Source organism: Arthrobacter sunyaminii, from assembly GCF_018866305.1.
Classification (GTDB): Bacteria; Actinomycetota; Actinomycetes; order Actinomycetales; family Micrococcaceae; genus Arthrobacter_B; species Arthrobacter_B sunyaminii.
On record NZ_CP076456.1, the window covers coordinates 1,907,055 to 1,924,728 of the forward strand.

At 63.4% G+C, this 17,674-nt stretch carries 18 protein-coding genes; 7 read left to right on the forward strand and 11 right to left on the reverse strand.

Annotation, left to right across the window (positions count from 1 at the left end; all coding sequences use genetic code 11):
* The first annotated feature begins 25 nt into the window (after positions 1 to 25).
* Positions 26 to 787, forward strand: a complete 762-nt coding sequence (locus KG104_RS08520; protein WP_207346723.1) for an ABC transporter ATP-binding protein — start codon at positions 26 to 28, stop codon at positions 785 to 787.
* A complete protein-coding gene (locus KG104_RS08525; RefSeq protein WP_207346724.1) occupies positions 772 to 2,640 on the forward strand; it encodes a hypothetical protein in 1,869 nt (622 codons plus the stop codon). The genes KG104_RS08520 and KG104_RS08525 overlap by 16 nt, the downstream gene beginning before the upstream one ends.
* A 103-nt stretch (positions 2,641 to 2,743) precedes the next feature.
* Here KG104_RS08525 and KG104_RS08530 read toward each other — a convergent pair whose 3' ends face one another.
* A complete protein-coding gene (locus KG104_RS08530; protein WP_207346725.1) occupies positions 2,744 to 3,826 on the reverse strand; it encodes an AI-2E family transporter in 1,083 nt (360 codons plus the stop codon).
* A gap of 274 nt (positions 3,827 to 4,100) precedes the next feature.
* Between KG104_RS08530 and KG104_RS08535 the strand changes: the two genes are divergently transcribed.
* The 3 genes from KG104_RS08535 to KG104_RS08545 all read left to right on the forward strand — a co-directional run bounded on the left by KG104_RS08535 (position 4,101) and on the right by KG104_RS08545 (position 6,533).
* Entirely contained in the window at positions 4,101 to 4,670 is a 570-nt protein-coding gene (locus KG104_RS08535; RefSeq protein WP_207346726.1) for a DapH/DapD/GlmU-related protein, read from the forward strand.
* Positions 4,671 to 4,925: 255 nt separating this feature from the next.
* A complete protein-coding gene (locus KG104_RS08540; RefSeq protein ID WP_207346727.1) occupies positions 4,926 to 5,117 on the forward strand; it encodes a hypothetical protein in 192 nt (63 codons plus the stop codon).
* Between the two features lie 9 nt (positions 5,118 to 5,126).
* Positions 5,127 to 6,533 (forward strand): amidase, encoded by a 1,407-nt coding sequence (locus tag KG104_RS08545; protein ID WP_207346728.1) that lies wholly within the window; start codon positions 5,127 to 5,129, stop codon positions 6,531 to 6,533.
* A gap of 15 nt (positions 6,534 to 6,548) precedes the next feature.
* On the opposite strand, the gene KG104_RS08550 is transcribed toward KG104_RS08545, so the two are convergent.
* Together KG104_RS08550 and KG104_RS08555 are read right to left on the reverse strand one after the other, a co-directional pair.
* Entirely contained in the window at positions 6,549 to 8,156 is a 1,608-nt protein-coding gene (locus KG104_RS08550; RefSeq protein ID WP_207346729.1) for an alpha-amylase family glycosyl hydrolase, read from the reverse strand.
* Entirely contained in the window at positions 8,153 to 8,443 is a 291-nt protein-coding gene (locus KG104_RS08555; RefSeq protein ID WP_207346730.1) for a LacI family DNA-binding transcriptional regulator, read from the reverse strand. Before KG104_RS08555 ends, KG104_RS08550 begins: the two co-directional genes overlap by 4 nt.
* 294 nt (positions 8,444 to 8,737) lie before the next feature.
* On the opposite strand from KG104_RS08555, the gene KG104_RS08560 reads away from it, so the two are divergent.
* On the forward strand, positions 8,738 to 9,757 hold the full coding sequence (locus tag KG104_RS08560) for a zinc-dependent alcohol dehydrogenase family protein (protein WP_207346731.1): 1,020 nt from the start codon (positions 8,738 to 8,740) through the stop codon (positions 9,755 to 9,757).
* A gap of 262 nt (positions 9,758 to 10,019) precedes the next feature.
* On the opposite strand, the gene KG104_RS08565 is transcribed toward KG104_RS08560, so the two are convergent.
* Positions 10,020 to 10,469 (reverse strand): HD domain-containing protein, encoded by a 450-nt coding sequence (locus KG104_RS08565; RefSeq protein WP_207346732.1) that lies wholly within the window; start codon positions 10,467 to 10,469, stop codon positions 10,020 to 10,022.
* A gap of 358 nt (positions 10,470 to 10,827) precedes the next feature.
* Here KG104_RS08565 and KG104_RS08570 point away from each other — a divergent pair, with 358 nt between their 5' ends.
* Positions 10,828 to 11,808, forward strand: coding sequence for a lantibiotic dehydratase C-terminal domain-containing protein (locus KG104_RS08570; RefSeq protein ID WP_207346733.1), 981 nt, complete (start codon positions 10,828 to 10,830; stop codon positions 11,806 to 11,808).
* A gap of 82 nt (positions 11,809 to 11,890) precedes the next feature.
* Here the strand turns inward: KG104_RS08570 and KG104_RS08575 are convergent, their stop codons facing one another.
* The 7 genes from KG104_RS08575 to KG104_RS08605 form a co-directional block, all read right to left on the reverse strand.
* Positions 11,891 to 12,382: a DUF2975 domain-containing protein gene (locus tag KG104_RS08575; protein ID WP_207346734.1), complete on the reverse strand. Its 492-nt coding sequence runs from the start codon at positions 12,380 to 12,382 to the stop codon at positions 11,891 to 11,893.
* A gap of 221 nt (positions 12,383 to 12,603) precedes the next feature.
* Positions 12,604 to 13,644 (reverse strand): FAD-dependent monooxygenase, encoded by a 1,041-nt coding sequence (locus KG104_RS08580; RefSeq protein ID WP_207346735.1) that lies wholly within the window; start codon positions 13,642 to 13,644, stop codon positions 12,604 to 12,606.
* A 120-nt stretch (positions 13,645 to 13,764) separates the two neighbouring features.
* Entirely contained in the window at positions 13,765 to 13,971 is a 207-nt protein-coding gene (locus KG104_RS08585) for an NAD(P)-binding domain-containing protein (RefSeq protein ID WP_207346736.1), read from the reverse strand.
* Between the two features lie 46 nt (positions 13,972 to 14,017).
* A complete protein-coding gene (locus KG104_RS08590; RefSeq protein WP_207346737.1) occupies positions 14,018 to 14,596 on the reverse strand; it encodes a hypothetical protein in 579 nt (192 codons plus the stop codon).
* A 95-nt stretch (positions 14,597 to 14,691) separates the two neighbouring features.
* Complete coding sequence (locus KG104_RS08595) at positions 14,692 to 15,321, reverse strand: hypothetical protein (protein WP_207346738.1); 630 nt, start codon at positions 15,319 to 15,321, stop codon at positions 14,692 to 14,694.
* A 122-nt stretch (positions 15,322 to 15,443) separates the two neighbouring features.
* Positions 15,444 to 15,611: a hypothetical protein gene (locus tag KG104_RS08600; RefSeq protein ID WP_207346739.1), complete on the reverse strand. Its 168-nt coding sequence runs from the start codon at positions 15,609 to 15,611 to the stop codon at positions 15,444 to 15,446.
* 245 nt (positions 15,612 to 15,856) lie between these two features.
* Positions 15,857 to 17,650: an ATP-dependent nuclease gene (locus KG104_RS08605; protein WP_207346740.1), complete on the reverse strand. Its 1,794-nt coding sequence runs from the start codon at positions 17,648 to 17,650 to the stop codon at positions 15,857 to 15,859.
* Positions 17,651 to 17,674: the final 24 nt, after the last annotated feature.

Genomic DNA, 17,674 nt, shown 5'->3' on the forward strand with positions numbered 1-17,674 from the left:
ATAACAAGAGCCCGGGGGATTGGACATGAACGTCGCGTCCGCCCTGTCCATCCGCGGACTCAGCAAGAGCTTCGGTGGGAAGATCGCCGTTAACTCAGTGGACTTGGAGGTTCTGTCCGGCTCCTTTTTCGGGTTAGTGGGACCTAACGGGGCCGGTAAGACAACCCTTCTGTTGATGGCGGTAGGGCTAATGCGCCCTGACGCGGGGACGTCAGCAGTGCTCGGGACCGACGTCTGGCACCGCGGACTCCAACCCAAACGGGACCTGGGGGTGCTGCCGGACGCCCTCGCCCTGCCGGAATTCCTCACCGGACGCGAGTTGCTGAACTACCTCGGCCGGTTGCGGGGGCTGGAAGCAGAGATAGTGGATACCCGCTCTGAAGAGTTGCTGCAGGTGATGGATCTGCTGGGAGAAGAACGTACCCTCGTGGTGGATTACTCCACCGGGATGCGCAAGAAAATCGGGCTTGCCACCGCGCTCCTGCATAATCCCCGGGTCCTGGTGCTCGACGAACCGTTCGAAGCTGTGGACCCGGTGTCGGCACTGAGCCTGAAACGGATCCTCGGCCGGTATGTCGCCCGGGGTGGTGCTGTGCTGCTCTCCAGTCACGTCATGGCACTGGTGGAGCAACTGTGCGACACCGTGGCTGTCATGTCCAACGGCGAGGTCATCGCTGGAGGAGCGCTTGAGGAGGTTCGCGGCGCCGGATCGCTGGAAAAAGCCGTGGTTGCCCTGACGGACCCGGGCAGCGGCGGCGCGGAAGAACTGTCGTGGTTGGGGACCTGATCCGGATGAGGTGGGCGCTGGCGCGAAACTCGGCCAGCGTCTCCGGAGCCTTCTGGACATGGAGTGGTGCGGTGATCGGCGCTGCTTTGGCTGCAGGCGCCGTGGTGCTGGCAGCTCTGCCGCTGAGGCCGGCATCGCTGGTGGCGGACCTGCTCGCCGTCGCCTATCTCACCTGGATGGTCGGGTGGTTGGTGGGTCCGGTATGGTCTGCGCCCCCGCTGCGGCCGGTACACCTGGCGATGCTGCCACTGCCCCGTCACAGGCTGGTGGGAGGGTTGCTCGTGGCTGGTTTTGCAGCCCCGACGTTTGCGGTGACGGTACTGTTATTCGCCAGTCTTGTGGTTTATGCCTCGCATCAAGGGCTGTGGGTGGGAGTGCTGGCGTTGCCGGTGGCCGCGCTTCAAGCCGTGCTGCTGGTATTGATGTCCCGGGCAGCCCACATCCAGCTGGGACGGCTGGCCCGGGCCCGTTCCGGGGCCGCGCTCAACGGCGTGCTGTTGGCCGTGGTGCTTGTGCTCACGCAATCGGGCTGGATGCTGTTGGTGGGTTTGCTCGCCTCGGGGGTTCTTGAGCAGGGATTTCCGCAGTCCGTGACGCAGGCACTGCGGTGGGTGCCGTCGTCCTGGGGACTTGCTGCGGTGGAGTCCGCGGCCCGGGGACAATGGCCGGCGGCGGGCTTGATCGTCATGGGGATGATGGTTCTCGGGGGTGCGATGCTGGCTCTGTGGATCGCAACGCTGGGTGGAACCCGCGGCAACCGGGAAGTTGTCCGCGGCTCAGCCCGGCGAAAACGGCGCCGAGTTCTGTCCGGTGGCGCCGCAGGTGCAATCCTCGGAAAGGAGCTGCACAGCTGGTGGCGGGATCCTGCCCGGTTTACGGCGCTCACCACGCCGGTGGTCTGGGGCTTGCTCACCGCTGTGTTGCCGCTGACCTTCGGTGTGGTGGACTTGCTCCCCTGGGCCGGGACCATGATGGTGGTCATGGCTGTCAGTCTGGCGGCAAATCTGTATTCGTTCGACGGAACCGGGATCTGGCTGACCCTGCAATCCGGGTCCGAGCGCGCCGATATCCGTGCCCGTCAGGGAGCCTTCGTGCTTGTCTACGGCCCCGTTGCACTGCTGGCAACCATTGCGCTAACGGCAGCAAGCTCAGTGGAGGGGGCCTGGCCCTGGGTGCTGGCCGCTCTCTTCGCAGCAGTGGGAGGCGGTGCCGGATTGGTTGCGTACGCCTCGGTGGCGTTGCCCGCTCCCCGGCCGGATCCCCGCGAACGCACAGAGAATCCCGCCGACGGCGGCGAGGGTGTTGGGCAGGCGATCGCCCTGTTCTTCGCCGCCCTGCTGCCGCCGGTGCCCGGCCTGGCAGTGGTTCTGGCCGGCGCACGCTTCGAAAACCCGGTGCTGCAGTGGGCCGGCGTCGGACTGGGAGCAGCGACCGGTGGTCTCCTCGCCTGGAGCCTGGGCCGTGCAGCCGTCCGCCGGTTGGAACGGACGGGACCCGAAATCCTGCAGCTGATGCGTGCCGGCCGCGCCGTTCCGGCAACGGCTTCCGCGGAAGCCGAGCCGGATCTGACCGGACAGGCCGCCGCCGTGGTGCTGATCGGCTGGACCGTTGGCCCGCTGGCGGCCATCCCGCAGGGCCTGGTGCCGCTGCTGCTGAAGATTACGGGCAATGATGACGTGCGGGTCTGGTTTTTGGCCATGTACGTGCCGGGCCTGTGGGGCTGGCTGGCCGCCGTCGGTCTGATGTTAGGCGGCGGCTGCCTGATCTGGCTCGCAGCGTCGGTGCGCCGGCGGGCAGGAAAACACGGTCCTGGAAAGGCTCCCGCACCGGGCGAAACACGTGTGCCGGTCTGACGTACGGGTGCGTCCTGCCTGCAGGTGGGGCATTCAAAGACGGTGATCGTTGCAGCCCTGGTGCACTGCTTCCCCTATGTGGGGTTCCTCCGGGCGGTGGCGGCTATCCGGGCCGTGAAGGACTTTGAGGATCCTCCGGGCCGTCATCGCCGCTGATCCACTGCGCGAAGCGCGCACCGGGATCCCCGCCGATGATCAGGAAGCGGGCAAAGAGGGTAAGCGGCACAGCCAGCAGCGAGCCAACCGCTCCCAGCAGGGTTGTCCAAAGAACCACCGAGGCGAAGGTCAGCGTGACGCTCAGCCTTACTGATTCCCCCACAAACCGGGGCTGGATCAGCACTTGGAGGGTGACGTTGGCGATGCAGTAAATGGCCAGCACCAGCAGTCCCAGCTCCCAGCCGCCGACGGCGACAGCGAGCACGACGGGAGGCACGACGCCCAGGACGAAACCAATATTGGGGATGTAGTTGGTGACGAACGCGAGCACCGCCCAGACGAATGGACCGGGTACGCCGAGGACCCAGAGGGCGAGTCCGTCAATCACCGCGACGATCAGCCCGAATATTGAGTTGACGAGGAAGTACCGGTTGGTTGCGGTGGTGAACCGGTTGAAGGCCTGCAGCCTCCGGCTGCTCGCCTCCGCTAGCTCGGCCGGGGGATTCTGCCACCGTGCAGCATCCATCCCGAGGAACATCGCGTAGGCGAAGACAAAAAAGACGGCCGTGCCCAGGCCCAGCAGTTGCGTGCCGGCATTGAAAACGGTCGTCAGGAGTGCAGAGGGCTGGATTGCCCGCGTTAAGTCGTCCATCGATACGGTGCTGAATCCGAGGCTTCGGAAAAACGACTCAAGCGTCTCGGCGCTCTCTTGCAGCTGGCCGGCGTAGTCGGCCAGAATGCGCGCGAACTGCCCCAGGGCCAGAAGGACCAGCACGGCTAGAACCAGCAGGATTCCCCACGAGATTGACACGACGACGAGCGTGCCTACCCAGCCTGGGGTGCCGCGCCGGTCCAAGGGTTTTCGTGCGGGCAGCGCGATAATGACGAGCGCCGCGGCCAGCACCAGCGGTCCCAGGAGCGATCGGCCTGCCCATACCGTCCAGCAGGCACCACCGGCAGCCGCCAGGGTCAGCAGAATCCGCGTTGGCCTGGCAAGTCCGGATGACCCGGGTGGCTCACGATCACTCATGCGGCCTCACAGTTGTCAGGGAACGACGACGCTAAAGTCCGGCCTCCGCTGCTTCTTCCCGGCGACCCCTACCACCACAGGTTGGCGCACAGGGCAATCTCCGTCTAGAGGCAACCTTGTATACCGGCGCCTTGGGGACGGGAATCATTCCCGGCTCCGGATCAGCGCATGGTGTGACCGCGGGCCGCCGCTTCCAGAGCCGCAGATCGGCGTTCGGTTCGGCTGGCTGCATCACTCCTGTTCGACAGCTTGGTGCTCAATGCATACTGAGCCAATGGAACTTGATGAACTGCTCACAGCGTTGAACGCCGGTGAGGCCGTAACGGCTGGTTCGCCTCTGCATGAGGCCATGCACCATGCCAGCCAGGCCGCCCTGCGGATTACCGGCGAACTCAACAGCGGCTACCACGAACCGGAACAGGTACGGGAGCTGCTGTCCCGGCTGATCGGCAAATCGGTGGACGAAACCGTTGCCGTGTTCCCGCCGTTTTCCTCGGATTTCGGCAGAAACATCACCCTGGGCAAACGGGTGTTCATCAATTCCGGCTGCCGGTTCCAGGACCAGGGCGGAATCAGCATCGGCGACGACTGCCTGATCGGTCACAACGCCGTCCTGGCAACGCTTAACCACGATCTGTCGCCCAGCCGCCGGGCGGACATGCATCCGGGGCCCATCACGATTGGCCGGAATGTCTGGCTGGGATCCAACGTCACGGTGCTGCCGGGGGTGACCATCGGTAACGACGCCGTTGTGGCCGCCGGAGCCGTGGTCACCAAGGATGTGCCGGCCCGGTCCGTGGTGGTCGGATCCCCGGCCCGGGTGATCCGCAGCGTCGAGGACTAGTTGGCTTCGTGTCCGTGACCGCAGGGCCCTTCTGAGCCTGCACGGGACGGCCGTTACAGCGTTCACCGGAAGGTGGCGCGCAGATGAGTACACCTCAGGAAGGACGGGCTTGGAAGCATCCGCGGAGGATTCCCAACCGGCACGTAAGACGGTGAGTCCTATGACTAATCCGTCCTGCTGCGGGTAGGTTGTGCCTTCCAGACCGTGACCGGCCAGCACGCCGGACCGCGGTCCCCGGCAACCAGGAGGATCACGATGCAGACACCTGATCAAAACACTGAGATCTTCGGCAGCATGGCAGCGCTGGCGGGATTGGATCTCAGTCCCGAGCGTGCCCTTGCCCTGGCGGAAGCGGCGGCACCGATTCACGCGCTGCTGAGGACGTTGAGCAGTCAGGACCTGGGCGAAACACCTCCCGCCTCCGCCTTCAGCGCCGCTTGGAAGTAGGAACAGACCATGGAACCGTACGAACTTTCACTCGCCGCCGCCTCCGCTGCCATCAGTGCCGGAGAGCTGTCGCCGCTGGAACTGGCTGAATCCTCGCTGAACCGGATTGCCGCCGTCGAACCGCAAATCCACGCCTTTGCCACCGTGACCGCGGACTTGGCGTTGGCGCAGGCTAAGACGGCAGGGGAGGAGATCGCTGCGGGCAGGCGCCGAGGACCTCTGCACGGCATCCCGCTGGGCGTCAAGGATCTCTATAACACGGCAGGGATTGCCACCACCTCGAGTTCCAGGGTGAGGGAGCATTTCATTCCCGAGACCGACAGTGCCGCCGTCACAGCACTTGCCGAGGCGGGAATGGTTCTGGTCGGTAAAACCCATACACATGAATTTGCCTTCGGCGTGGTTACACCGACAACCCGCAATCCCTGGGATGTGAACGCCAGTCCCGGCGGTTCCAGCGGCGGCTCAGGAGCCGCCGTCGCGTCCGGATCCTGCCTGGTGGCTCTAGGCAGCGACACCGGCGGTTCCATCCGGATTCCGGCAGCCCTGTGCGGAACGGTTGGGCTGAAACCGACCTACGGGCGCACCTCGCGGTTTGGTGTGGCGTCGTTGTCCTGGTCCCTGGACCATGTGGGGCCGTTGACCCGCAACGTCACCGATGCCGCCCTGGTACTGAACGCCATGGCGGGCTACGACCGCCGCGACCCTGCTTCCGTGGATCTTCCCGTGCCGGACTTCACCGCCGGGCTGGAGCGAGGCGTGAAGGGGCTGCGGATCGGTGTCCCCACGAACTATTTCACGGACCGTGTTGACCCTGAAGTTGCGGCGGCAGTCTCCGATGCCGTGACGCTGCTGGAGGGACTTGGCGCAGTGGTGGTTGAGGTCCGGATCCCACGGGCCGAGAGTATCCAGGCCGCTGAATGGGGGATTCTGATGCCCGAAGCCAGCGCCTATCACCGGCACGCCATGAGGGCGAACCCTGAGCTTTACACTGCCGAGGTGCGTGCGCTGCTGGAGGTAGGAGAAACCATCCTGGCCACGGATTACATTGACGCGCTCCGGATGCGGCAGCTCATGAAGCTGGAGTGGGAGCAGATGTTCGCCAATATCGATGTGCTGATTGCGCCGTCGGTTCCTGCCCCGGCCGTCGCCGCGGATGATCCTCAGGTTTACTGGCCCGACGGGACCGTAGAGACAGCTACGGATGCGATGGTCCGGCTGTCGGCACCGGGAAACCTGACCGGCCTGCCCTCGGTATCGGTGCCCTGCGGATTCTCGTCCTCAGGACTTCCCCTGGGCATGCAAATCATTGGCGGCCCCTTTGAAGAATCCACCATTCTTGCCGTTGCCCGCACCTACGAGCTGGCTAGCGATTACGTGGGCCGGATTGCTGATTTGTCCACCGCTCCCGCATAGCGGCGCGGTGGCCAGTTAAGGTTGGTCTTTGAGGATCCAGGCGGCGCTGTCCGGTGGAAGGAGCCCTTCCGGGGTCAGGGGGAATGACGCCAGCAGAACGCTTCCGCCGGGCAGGCGGGAGGGTTCGCCGCCCATGTTCACGGCAAGCAGGATCTGCTCCCCGCGCTCGCAGATAAGCAATCCGGTGTCGTGGACGTGCCAGGCGCTGGCGTCGTTCGGTGAGAAGATCTCCTTTTCGATCAGCTGCTTGCGCAATGCGAGTGCGGTGGTCACCAGATGCAGGGTCGAACCGGGGTCGCTGCGGTGCGCCTCCACGGAGAGCGACCCCCACGAGGCGGGTGTAGGCAACCACGGCTGCGCTGCAGCGGCAGGGGAAAAGCCGTAGGTGTTGTCGGGAGCGGTGGTCCAGGGCAGCGGCACGCGGGCCCCGTCACGGGAGACCCCGCCCCGTGTCCACATGGGATCGGCTCGAGCGTGAAGCGGGACCTCGACGTCGGGAAGGTTGAGCTCCTGTCCTTGGTAGATGTACGCCCCGCCGGGCAGCCCGAGGATGGCGAGCAGGCCGGCACGTGCTCGGAGAGCTCCGCGTTCACCTCCGCCGAACCGTGTCACGGAACGGCTGATGTCATGGTTCTCGAGTGCCCAGGTTGGCGGCGCCCCGTGGGTCCGGCGGGCAACTTCGAGTTCAGTGCCGACCGCAGCCCAAGCAGCGGCATCCCAGCCCAGCTTGACGAACGCAAACGCGAAGGCCTGATGCATCTCGTCATGCCGGGTGTAGCGGGCGGCGCGGCCCGGCGCCAGGTTCACTTCACCGACCAGCACCCGGCTGGGGGAGTAGGAATCGGCAATGCGGCGCCAGTGCCGGTAGACCTCGTGTACGTCCTCCTGATCGGATACTTTCGGGTTGGAGCGCAGGCCGTTGACGACGGCGTCAGTGCCTTCAGCGTCAGGCAGTCCGTCCGCCTTGAACAAGGCATGCGCGACGTCGATCCGCAGGCCGTCCACGCCCTTGTCAAACCAGAACCGGAGCACGCCTTCGAAGTAGTCGCCCACCGCCGGGTTACGCCAATTCCAGTCCGGTTGCTCCGGCGAGAAGAGGTGCAGGTACCACTCCCGGCCCGAGTCCGAACCGGGATTCACGCGGCTCCAGGCACGGCCGCCGAAGACGCTTTGCCAGTTGTTCGGCGGGGCTCCGCCGTCGCCCCCGTTCTCGAAGTGGAACATCGCCCGTTCGGGTGAGCCGGGACCGGAGGCGACGGCGGCTTGGAACAGGGGATGCTCCGATGAGCAGTGGTTGGGTACCACGTCGAGGAAGATCCGGAGCCCCATGGCGTGAGCCGCCTCCAGCAGTTTGTCGAACTGTTCCATGGTGCCGAAGAGCGGATCGACTCCGCAGTAGTCGCTGACGTCATATCCCTGGTCCACCTGCGGGGAGGGCTGGAACGGGGTCATCCAGATGCCGTCCACGCCCAGCGAGGCAAGGTACGGCAGACGGTCCAGCAGGCCCGCTAGGTCGCCGACCCCGTCCCCATCGCCGTCGGCGAAGGAGCGTGGGTACACCTGGTAGATGACGGCATCCTGCCACCAGCCGGGCCTGGGGTCCCGGGGTGTCGATCCGGTCATTTGGTGCCTCCGGAGGTAAGCCCGTCGACGATGCGGCGCTGGAAGATGAGGACCATGATCTGGGAAGCGAGAGCGTCCGACACCATGGGGGCGAGGAGCCCGATCACAGATGTCTGTCGTGTCTTCAGTCCGCGTGCCATCAAATCGGTCTCGTAGTTGAGGCGGGCTACCGCCTCTTCGACGCGGTGCCGTGTCTCCTCGGAGTAGCCCACAAGACCATTGACGACCCGGGACACGGTTGCCGGTGATACACCGGCATACTTCGCGACATCCCTGATGGTTGCCAAGGTCATCCTCCTCTGGATGCTGAACGCAAACGGTTTACGTAAAGGGTTTCGTGGTCTGCGTCACCACACTATGCGGTGTGTGTGATCCATGCCGTTTCGTAAACGGTAGGCCACCATCACCCCTGTTGGATGCTTCGCTGCCGGCGGCTCCGGCGAAAGTCATAGGTGAACCGCGACCCGCCGATGCCTGTTCCGCGTGGCTAACGGGAACTCAGGAGTCCCGAACACCTACCCATGCGTCTGTGCGGGTGCTGTCCTTGGAAGGGAGAGAATCCTGCCGGAGAAGGAGACACCATGCGTGGCGTAGTAATGCATGCACCAGGAGATGTGCGCGTCGAGGACCGGGCCGATCCGGCGATTGAAGAACCGACCGACGCCGTGATCAGGCTGGCAGCGACCTGCATCTGTGGATCGGACCTGTGGCCGTACCGAGGTGTGGAGGACGCCCATAACGCACCCATGGGACATGAGTACATCGGCTGGGTGGAGGAGGTTGGGCCCGAGGTGCGGACCATCAAGGCCGGGGACTTCGTCGTCGGTTCCTTCTGGGCTTCCGACAACACGTGCGAAATCTGCCGGGCCGGCTACCAGAGCCGATGCATCAATGCCGTGCCGATGGGCATGATGGGAACCCAGGCGCAGTTCGCCCGGATTCCGCTGGCCGACGGCACCTTGGTGACCACCCCGGAAGCTCCGCCGGCGGACCTGCTGCCTTCACTGATGGCGGCCTCCGATGTCCTGGGCACCGGTTGGTTCGGCGCCGTGGCGGCCGAGGCCGGCCCCGGCAAAACCGTCGCCGTGGTGGGGGACGGCGCCGTCGGCGTTTTGGCAGTCCTGGCCGCCAGGCAGCTCGGTGCCGAGCGGATTATCGCTTTTAGCCGGCACCCCGAACGCCAGCAGCTGGCCCGTGAATTCGGAGCCACCGATATCATCGCCGAACGCGGTGATGCGGGGGTGGCTGCGCTCAAGGACCTGACCAACGGGCTCGGCGCCCATTCGGTAGTGGAGGCCGTGGGAACACAGGAGTCAATGATGCAGGCCGTGCGCTCCACCCGGCCGGGCGGACATATGGGCTTTGTGGGCGTCTCTCATGACGTCGCTCTTCCCGGGCTGGAACTGTTCTTCGCTGAGATCCACATGCTCGGCGGACCCGCTCCCGTGCGCCGCTTTTTGCCCGATCTGATTCAGCGGATCTGGGACCGGCAGATCGATCCGGGCCGGGTTTTCGACCTCACCCTTCCGCTGGCCGACGCCGCGGAGGGCTACCGGGCCATGGATGAGCGCCGCGCCGTCAAAGTGCTGCTGACTCCTTAGGCCACGGGCGCGGGTACGCCCGGCAGTGCTTCCAGCTGCGCGCCGGTGAGCCGTGCTCCGAACGCAGGTCCGCCGGGCTTCTGGAACGAGGTCTGGTTCCAGGCTGGAGTCCCCGGTGTAGTTGAAGCTCTTGACCACCGAGGCGCCCGGGAACATCTCCTGCACCACTACGGACGAGTAGCGTGCCCCCGCAGCCAATGCCCGGAGGCGACGCGCTGGTGATGTTCTCGAACCGCAAGCAGGGCTGGTTTGCGGCTCGGAATTACTCCAGGGTGAGCAGCTCCCGTGAACGCTGGTATTTGGCGGCCAGACGAGTCCGGTCCGCGTGGTCCAGTTTCTGGACGCGTTCAGGGTTGGTGTTGTCGTCAATGTCCGCTGCCTTGACGATGCGGGCAAGGTTATTGGCCCGGACGCGTTCGAAGTAGCTTTCGACGGGTTCTCCCTGACGTTTGGTCATGGCGTCCACGCCGGCGACGACGGTTTCGGGGAAGCCCTGCTCACGCAGCCCCTGCAGGGTCACGCCGGTGTCTTCCACCGTGTCATGCAGCCAGGCCACAGCCTGCGCCTGTTCGCGCAGATGCTCCGGCGCCCTTTGCGCCGCTGTCCGGGCGACCCGCTCGGGATGCGTGATGTAGGGGACTCCTGTCTTGTCGGTCTGGCCTTCGTGCGTAGCTCGTGCCACGCGTTCGGCATTGGTTATGAGGTTGTCCATGTATTCCCCCTGCGGCTTGTGGCCGGGTTTGCGATTTGTCAGTTGCTGTTGGTGCCAGCATAGGGGCCGGCTGCCCCATTAATGCCGCAAGCTCCTGGTGCTCAGTGCCGTGGCAGAACCGGTGCCGCCCGTCGTCGAACTGTGTGGCCAGGACCTTAACCTTTCAGTCAGACGCTGCATGGCGCCGTTTCAGCAAAACCCATAGTCGCTGCGCGTATACAGGAAAAGAGCCTTGATGAAAATGGGTCATGGTTTTTGGGAGATGGCATTAACGTTCGCATATCGGGGCCACACCGTGTATGCAGTACACGTACAGATGTCAGGACAATCATTTTTTGGGGATGAAATGAACCGCGTAATGCAATCGAACACTGTTCATCGGGGAGCAGCTGCCCGTCCTGTGCAGCAGCGCTCCAGCCCAACCACCTTGTGGTCCGTCCTGACCATGGAGCCGGAGCGTAAGGATTTGGGCGACGGAATAGTCCGCCACATGGTTGCCCCGCTGTCTTCCCAAATGCGGCTCGTAGAGGCGGGCCGGTTTCGTTTTTCGCGCAGCCTGGAATCCGCCCATCCGGCCGTGCTCCTGCATGTGCGGGCCACCGACGACGTCGCTCAGCGCCTGTGGAAGTTTGCCCACGTGCTCGCGGCGGAAAGCGTTGCCAGTCTGGGCACCGTGAAAATCTCCAAGTCGCAGGGCATCGTCTATCCGCCACGGCCGGGCGAGCCGGTGCCTGAGCTGGTGGAAGCGACATTTGCACGGTTCGGTGGACCAAAGGGCTTGGAACTGGCAGCTGAGGTTTCTGAGGTGTCCTCGGATTTGGCTTTGTGGGCCGTTGACCGTTTTCCGGGCCTCACCACGCGCTCGATGCTGGCCGCCCTGCTTCTTTTCGACGCCGGCCACGCCATGATGCACGGACCCCGGTCCGCTGTTTGGCCCGACCGCAGAACTACAAGCTGGGACTATTACTGGAACGCTCATCTGCACGCCTGCACGGGTTCTTTTGGCTCCCAGCCTGAGCGTGCGCGCAGGGCAATGATGGACCGGATAACACCCCGGATTATGCCCACACATAGGGTGATGGCCGCGTTGGCCTCAGAGCCGGCGGTGGATATCTGGCGGAAGCGCTGGGCGCGGGCCATCGATGAGTATTTGTATCGGGCGGACAAGCATCGCGTCAGTCGCAGCGCGCAGCAGCTGGCTATGGGGGCGAGCCAGCTGGCACTCAACCGGCTGGGCTTTTCGTTCCGGGAGCAGGCGGTCCTCGGCCTGTACGCGCGTGCCTGGAGTAAGGACATTGAAGCGCTGTATTCCGGTGTGGAGTCCTCTCACACCCGTTGAAGTCAGGCGGGTAAGAAATGATGGTTTAGGCGGCACCGGTCTGTGTCCCGGATTTAGACGGGGGAGGCTCGTCGGAGATCCGCTAAAGCTGGACGCGCCGCTGCTGCTTCGCGGCGTCTCGTACACTCTGCAGCAGCCGGCCGCGCCATACCAGTACCCCGAGGATCGCTGCCGCTCCGAGGGACATTCCGCCCATCAGGCCCAGGCCCACGGCCGGGCCCCCGCCGCCCGTCTGTGGATCGGCGGTCAGAACCGCGGAGATGGCGGCTAGCATTCCCGTGCCGGCGACCAGTGAGAGGATCAGGGCGTCCACCCAGCGCGTCGTTCGGCTGGTTAGGAAGGCTCCGCGCCCGGAAAGCGTGAGCAGTCGCCAGATGCAGACCAGCGCCGCCTCGCCGCATGCGATGGCAACAACCGCCAGTGCGGTCAGGGGAGTCCGCAGATAGGCGACTTCGGGAAAACTGGCCGCCGCCTCCGCAGCAAGCATCGGAAGGACCACGACCTGCGCCGCCACCGCAACAGTGAGTACTGCGCCGATGAGGATCTTCAGTTCAGTGATTGCCGCTGGGCGCATTCAGGTCTCCCTGTATCGATAACCGATGGAAAGGAATCGTTGGCCGATGCTTGCACAATCATGTACGGGGCACAAGAGCCGGATAACGAACGCTGGAGTCATCGACGGGTCAACCGGTTCCGGTGCCCGCCACGCAACAATCAGGATGGCGCCGATGGGTCCAGGGTGAGTGTATTCGCGGAAATGAAGGCACCGGACGGCGGCTGCCGGCGGCGAAAGTCCTAGGCGAACCGTGACCCCGCGGACATCGCGAGGTTGCGGAGGCCGGTGAAGTGCTCGGCTGTGCCCAGACGGTTCAGCAGCCGTGCCGCGCGGACCATGGCGTTTCCCCGCCGACGCCGGCTGGAGTCGTAGCGCTGCAGTCCGGCGGCAACATTGGGCGCCGAGCTGAGGGCATCGACCAGCGCAACCGCATCCAAAAGTGCCTCACAGGCGCCGCGGCCAAGGTTCGGCGCCATGGCGTGCGCGGCGTCGCCCAGCAGCGCCACGTTGCCGGACACATAGGAACGGAGCGGCGGAACGTCGAACAGCTCGCGGTAATCTATCGGGCTCCCGTCCAGCTTTCCAAGGACCCGGGCGACGTCCGGGTGCCACCCGCGGTACAGGCTGCGTAGCAGGTCGGTGCCCTGGGCGCCGAAGGCCCCCGGGGCACCCAGCGGGGGAAGGTCCGCGGAACGGAGGCAGGCAAACCAGTTAGTGCTAACGGAATCCAGCGGCGTAATGCCGAACAATCGGCCGCGCCCCCACGTCTCGGTGACCCCGCCGGCGGGGCCGGCAACAACGCCGCGGAAGGCCACCGTTCGCAGTGCCCGTGGTGGTGCCGCGTTGCAGGCGGTGCGCAGTCGGCTGGATATGCCGTCGGCGGCCACGACAACATCGGCGTGGGGCAGGGATCCAGGCCCGGTGACCGGCGTATTCCATTGGATAAGCCCGTCGGGAAGGTCCCCGGAGAGGGCATCCAGCAGGACGGTGCGAGGCACAAACCGAGCGGTCCGGTTGCGGCCCATGGTTGCGATCTTGCTTCCGTCGGGTTTCAGGATTCGAGCGCCGTGCCCTTCCATCGAGCCGGCGAGGACGGCGTCACCGGCACCCAGCGATTCCAGTGCTCTCAGCGCCTCGGGCCACATGGCCAGCGCCGTTCCGCTGCCGGGCAGGTTTGCGCCGCGTTCGAGCACCTGGACCGACCATCCTGCCCGCAGCAGACCGCGGGCAGCAGCGGTTCCCGCGATGCCCGCTCCGACGATCAGTGCCGAACCGCGCATGCCTTCTCCTCACCACTGGTTCTTGCGGTTCCGCCGGGGAGCGGCCCCGGCGGAACGGTGATTCAGCTCATGCCGGAATTTACACCGTCTGCCGCCTGCTGTCTCCTGTCGACATCGGCTTCAATAGTTCATCGTATCCACCACGACGCGGCCCTCCAGCATGGCGGGATCCACGTGCTGCAGCCGGTGCAGGAGCACAGTGAGGATCACTAGATCCGCGTCTGCCACGGCGTCGCTCGTCCACTTTGGCTCAGCCCCCGGGGTGACGATTTCGGCCATCAGCGTCAACTGTGCGGGGTGGCGGCCGGTCAGGTCCGGATTGGCCATGACGGAAAGGCTGACGACGAGTTTGCGAACTGAAAAAGGCAGTCGCCTACCAATCCGGGAGGTATTCTTTCCAAGGATGATCTTCCGGAAGGCCAACCCTGGGATCGACGGCAAGTTTGCGGTAATGCCGGGGGAGCATCACAGGTATTTCACCCGTAGGCGTGCCGAGAAGGTCCCAACGATCCTCGTAGGGTTGAAAGGTCTCGACGCTGACCCGGGACTGATCCGGCCCGGCATTGCGCTTTCCGGGGGGTGTCTCGGGATCGGTAAGCCAGTTCATGTGCCCTATCCATGCGGCAGCGGCCACGTGGTCCCGCGGGACAATAAAGGAACGGGGCGCGGCAGTAGGCATAGAAGTATCGAGCAGGACAAGCACATACCATTCGTGCTGAGAGAGCGCCGGTTGCTGGGACTTCAGGCCGAGGAGCCAAGTCCCCTTTGCATCCTTGGCCTGGATGGCCTTGACTTGAACTTCGATTTGGCGTCGCGGTCCGTCAGTATGAACCGCAAGAATATCGGTCCGCTCCAGTCCGTCCCGTGTAAGTGCTGCGGCCCAATTGTGCCGCGCCAACACGGAACACACCCAGTGTTCTCCTGCGCTCTTGCTCATTTTCTTATCTGTCATGCTGCGGAGCATACCCAACGCCAGCTACGGTCCCGATAGGCGTCCCGCGACAATCGTTGCTTCACTCGTTTCTGCGGGCCTGTCTACCAAGCCGCCTACCAGATCATGGCACGGTCTGCGGGCGCCACGGGCCTATGGGAGGATGAAGCCGTGAGCAGCCGAACGTCGGGGTGGTAGCGACCCTCGTGTACTTCTGCCTTCAAATCATCCATGTCGAACGTCTGGCGGTGGTGGTTATCAAGCACGCAGACGTAGGCCAGTGGCATGTCAGCCTCCGGTGAGTTGAGACTGTGTTCCTCAAGCAGACGGCCAAGTTTGAGCACATCGGCAAGGATCGACCGGCGCTGGAGGCCACTCGCGGTGCTCGCCCCCACTTTGAGCTCGGAGATCACGGAAAGGTGCTTGAGGATCCCTATGCCTGACTCGTCCGAGGAACGGGCCTCCCCGTTGGCGTAATGGGGGATCATGATTCCCGGCTTTCGGGCCACAACCGCATCGGGCCGCACTTCTCCCACACCCGGAGAGTGCGCGAAGTACTTTTCATTGATGGTGACTTCACGGCCAACTCGATCAATGCCGAACTGGCCGATCAAATAATGGGCAAACCATGCCTGATAGCTCGCTTCATTGGCCCAGAGGTGGCCGCATGAGGCCGCGAACACGTTCCAGCCAGCTTTGAATTTTTGTGCGACCGGCTCGGGGCCGGGATTCCAAGTGAGACTCATTCAAGGGATCATGCCATGGCTCGACGGTGGAGAGGCCTAACCGGTGAGGTCTCCGCCCAAATGCCGAATGCGCGATTGCCTTAGGCAGTGGCAGTCAGGGTGTCCAGGAGCAGTAGTCCCGGCTAGGAAGCGACCGGTGCCAGTCCCATGTATTCCGTGTAGCCGACGACGACGGTGTCGGCCAGGTTCCCCTCCAGCAGCATGATTGCGTCCTCGTGGTGGGTGACCGTGCCGATGCCGGTGTTCATCAGCACCAGGCCGCCAAAGCGGCGGCGCAGGTTCTGGACCATCTCGTCGAAGCCTGGTCATCTGGGACGGACATCAAGAGCATAACCCAGGTACGAAAGCTGACATATGCGCTGTTATCGGCGCTGCCAGACCATGTGACAGGCGTGTGGCCTTAGCTAGCAGTGAAGGAACCCTTCCAATAGTCGCTCAGAAGCTAGCCGTCATCGCTTTCCAATGTCGGCCTCAGCCGTGACCCTTAGATCGCGTTACTCCGGGATGTTGGCCGGACGATCGCTAGGCGATTATCTCATTGTGCTGCTCGAGGGGTGCTGCCTGCTAAAGCTGCTGGATGCCGTTGGCTTATCATCATCTCGACCGTGGCGGCGATTCCATGCATAACACGCCAAGCTTCAGGTGTCAGAGACAGACGAATATCTGCAGAGGCCCAGTCTGCAAGGTCCTTTTTCAGTGGGTCCAGGTCTTCATCTTCAGCTAGGCCGGAGGTATCGCGTAAGACTCTCTTCATTCTGTCCGACCAAGTAGAGCCGTTGTCGGCAGGACTCGGAAGAGGGAGCTCGAGGCCGGTGTGTTTGGCGTACGCTCGCTCATGCAGTTCACGGACGTAGAGGTCCTCAAGCACGCTTTGACTTCGGCCTGCGATTGAGAGTTTCCGGATTCGTCCTCGATCAAGCGACGCAATCTTCGCCAACTTTTCTATTACTCCCCTACCAGCAGAGTCATCATCAACAACGACGACGACATCGGCCATCATTTCTATCGCAAATCTTGCTCTGTTCGGAAGGTTATTGGCGCCCACCGCGTCAGTCACTGCTAGGCGCCCGTCTGTCAAAGCGGTTGCGCAATCATCGGAGAGGTGGCGGAGGGCACTGGTGATAACTTGGCTGTCCGACGGGCCCTCAGTGAGGACCATGAATTCTGCAGATGACAGGTTGTCGAATGGCCGGACTCCGAGACAGGCTCTAATTTGGCCGATTCTGAGCACCTCTGAAACCGCGTTATTCTCCACTATTAGATTCTTGTTGAGCTGAGTTCGGTTTACCAGAACGGGGCTGTGCGTAGCCACGATAACTCTTTGTTCAGTCGCGATCTCCCTAAGGACTTGGGCCATCTTGTGCACCGCGTCGGGATGCAGATGAGCCTCCGGTTCGTCTATGGCGAGTAGTACTTGTGATGATGAACCACGGTCCGCGAGATCATGGAGAAGAGCCATGGTGAGGAGACTCTTGACCCCGTCTCCCTTCTCGAGAATCGATGTTGACACCCCATCATCGAGTTCAATTGCATCGATGGCTCGAAGGCCACCCAGCGTCATGCCTCCTGTTTGCAGCTGAATGGAGAGGTCGCTTCGCCCTTGCATATACACATCTAGCCGCCTCCCGATTGAATGAGAAAGTTCCCTTGCATGCTCATGGTGGAGTGCATCTAGCCGCGAAACTAGCTCCATGTACTCGTCGTTCTTAGCCAGTGTCTCCAGCCGGTCAGTGATGAGTTCGGATATGACCTCTACCGCTTGGTCGGCGGTCCGTATGGCTGGCACATAGAGGAAGGTGAAATTGTCCTCGATGAAAGCGCAGATCGCCCGGCCGGCCTTACGGTAGGAGCCGGAACCGCCAGGTTTCGGAAAATCTATATGAATGTTGTCCTGTGTGAACGTGATTTCGACAGAGAGCGCCCCATTATTCTTGGTTCGGGTTCGCTTCCAGAACTCGGCTCGTTCCTGTTCATCTAAACTAAAATTGAATCTTAGGACTGAGGTAGGCTTTACCCGACCGTTTTCTCGAAACTGTGCTGGGAAATCACGGAGCCAGTCGTAACGGGAACCAGCCTGATGCGGCGGCCGACGCCACAAGGTTGAGGTCCGACGGGGGGCGTGTGGCATCCCGGCTAGACTGGAATCAGCGTTCACATGAAGCCGAACCCGTGCCATGGCGATTGTTTCCATCCCAAGTCGTATCGCTTGAAGGATGTTTGACTTTCCTTGGTTGTTCGGCCCGATTAGGACGGTCAGCCCCTGGAGATCCACCTCAGTGGGTCCCAATATACTTCGGTACTTGTGAATCTTCAGAGAGTCGAGTTCCATAGCTACCGCCCTCCGAATTCAGCC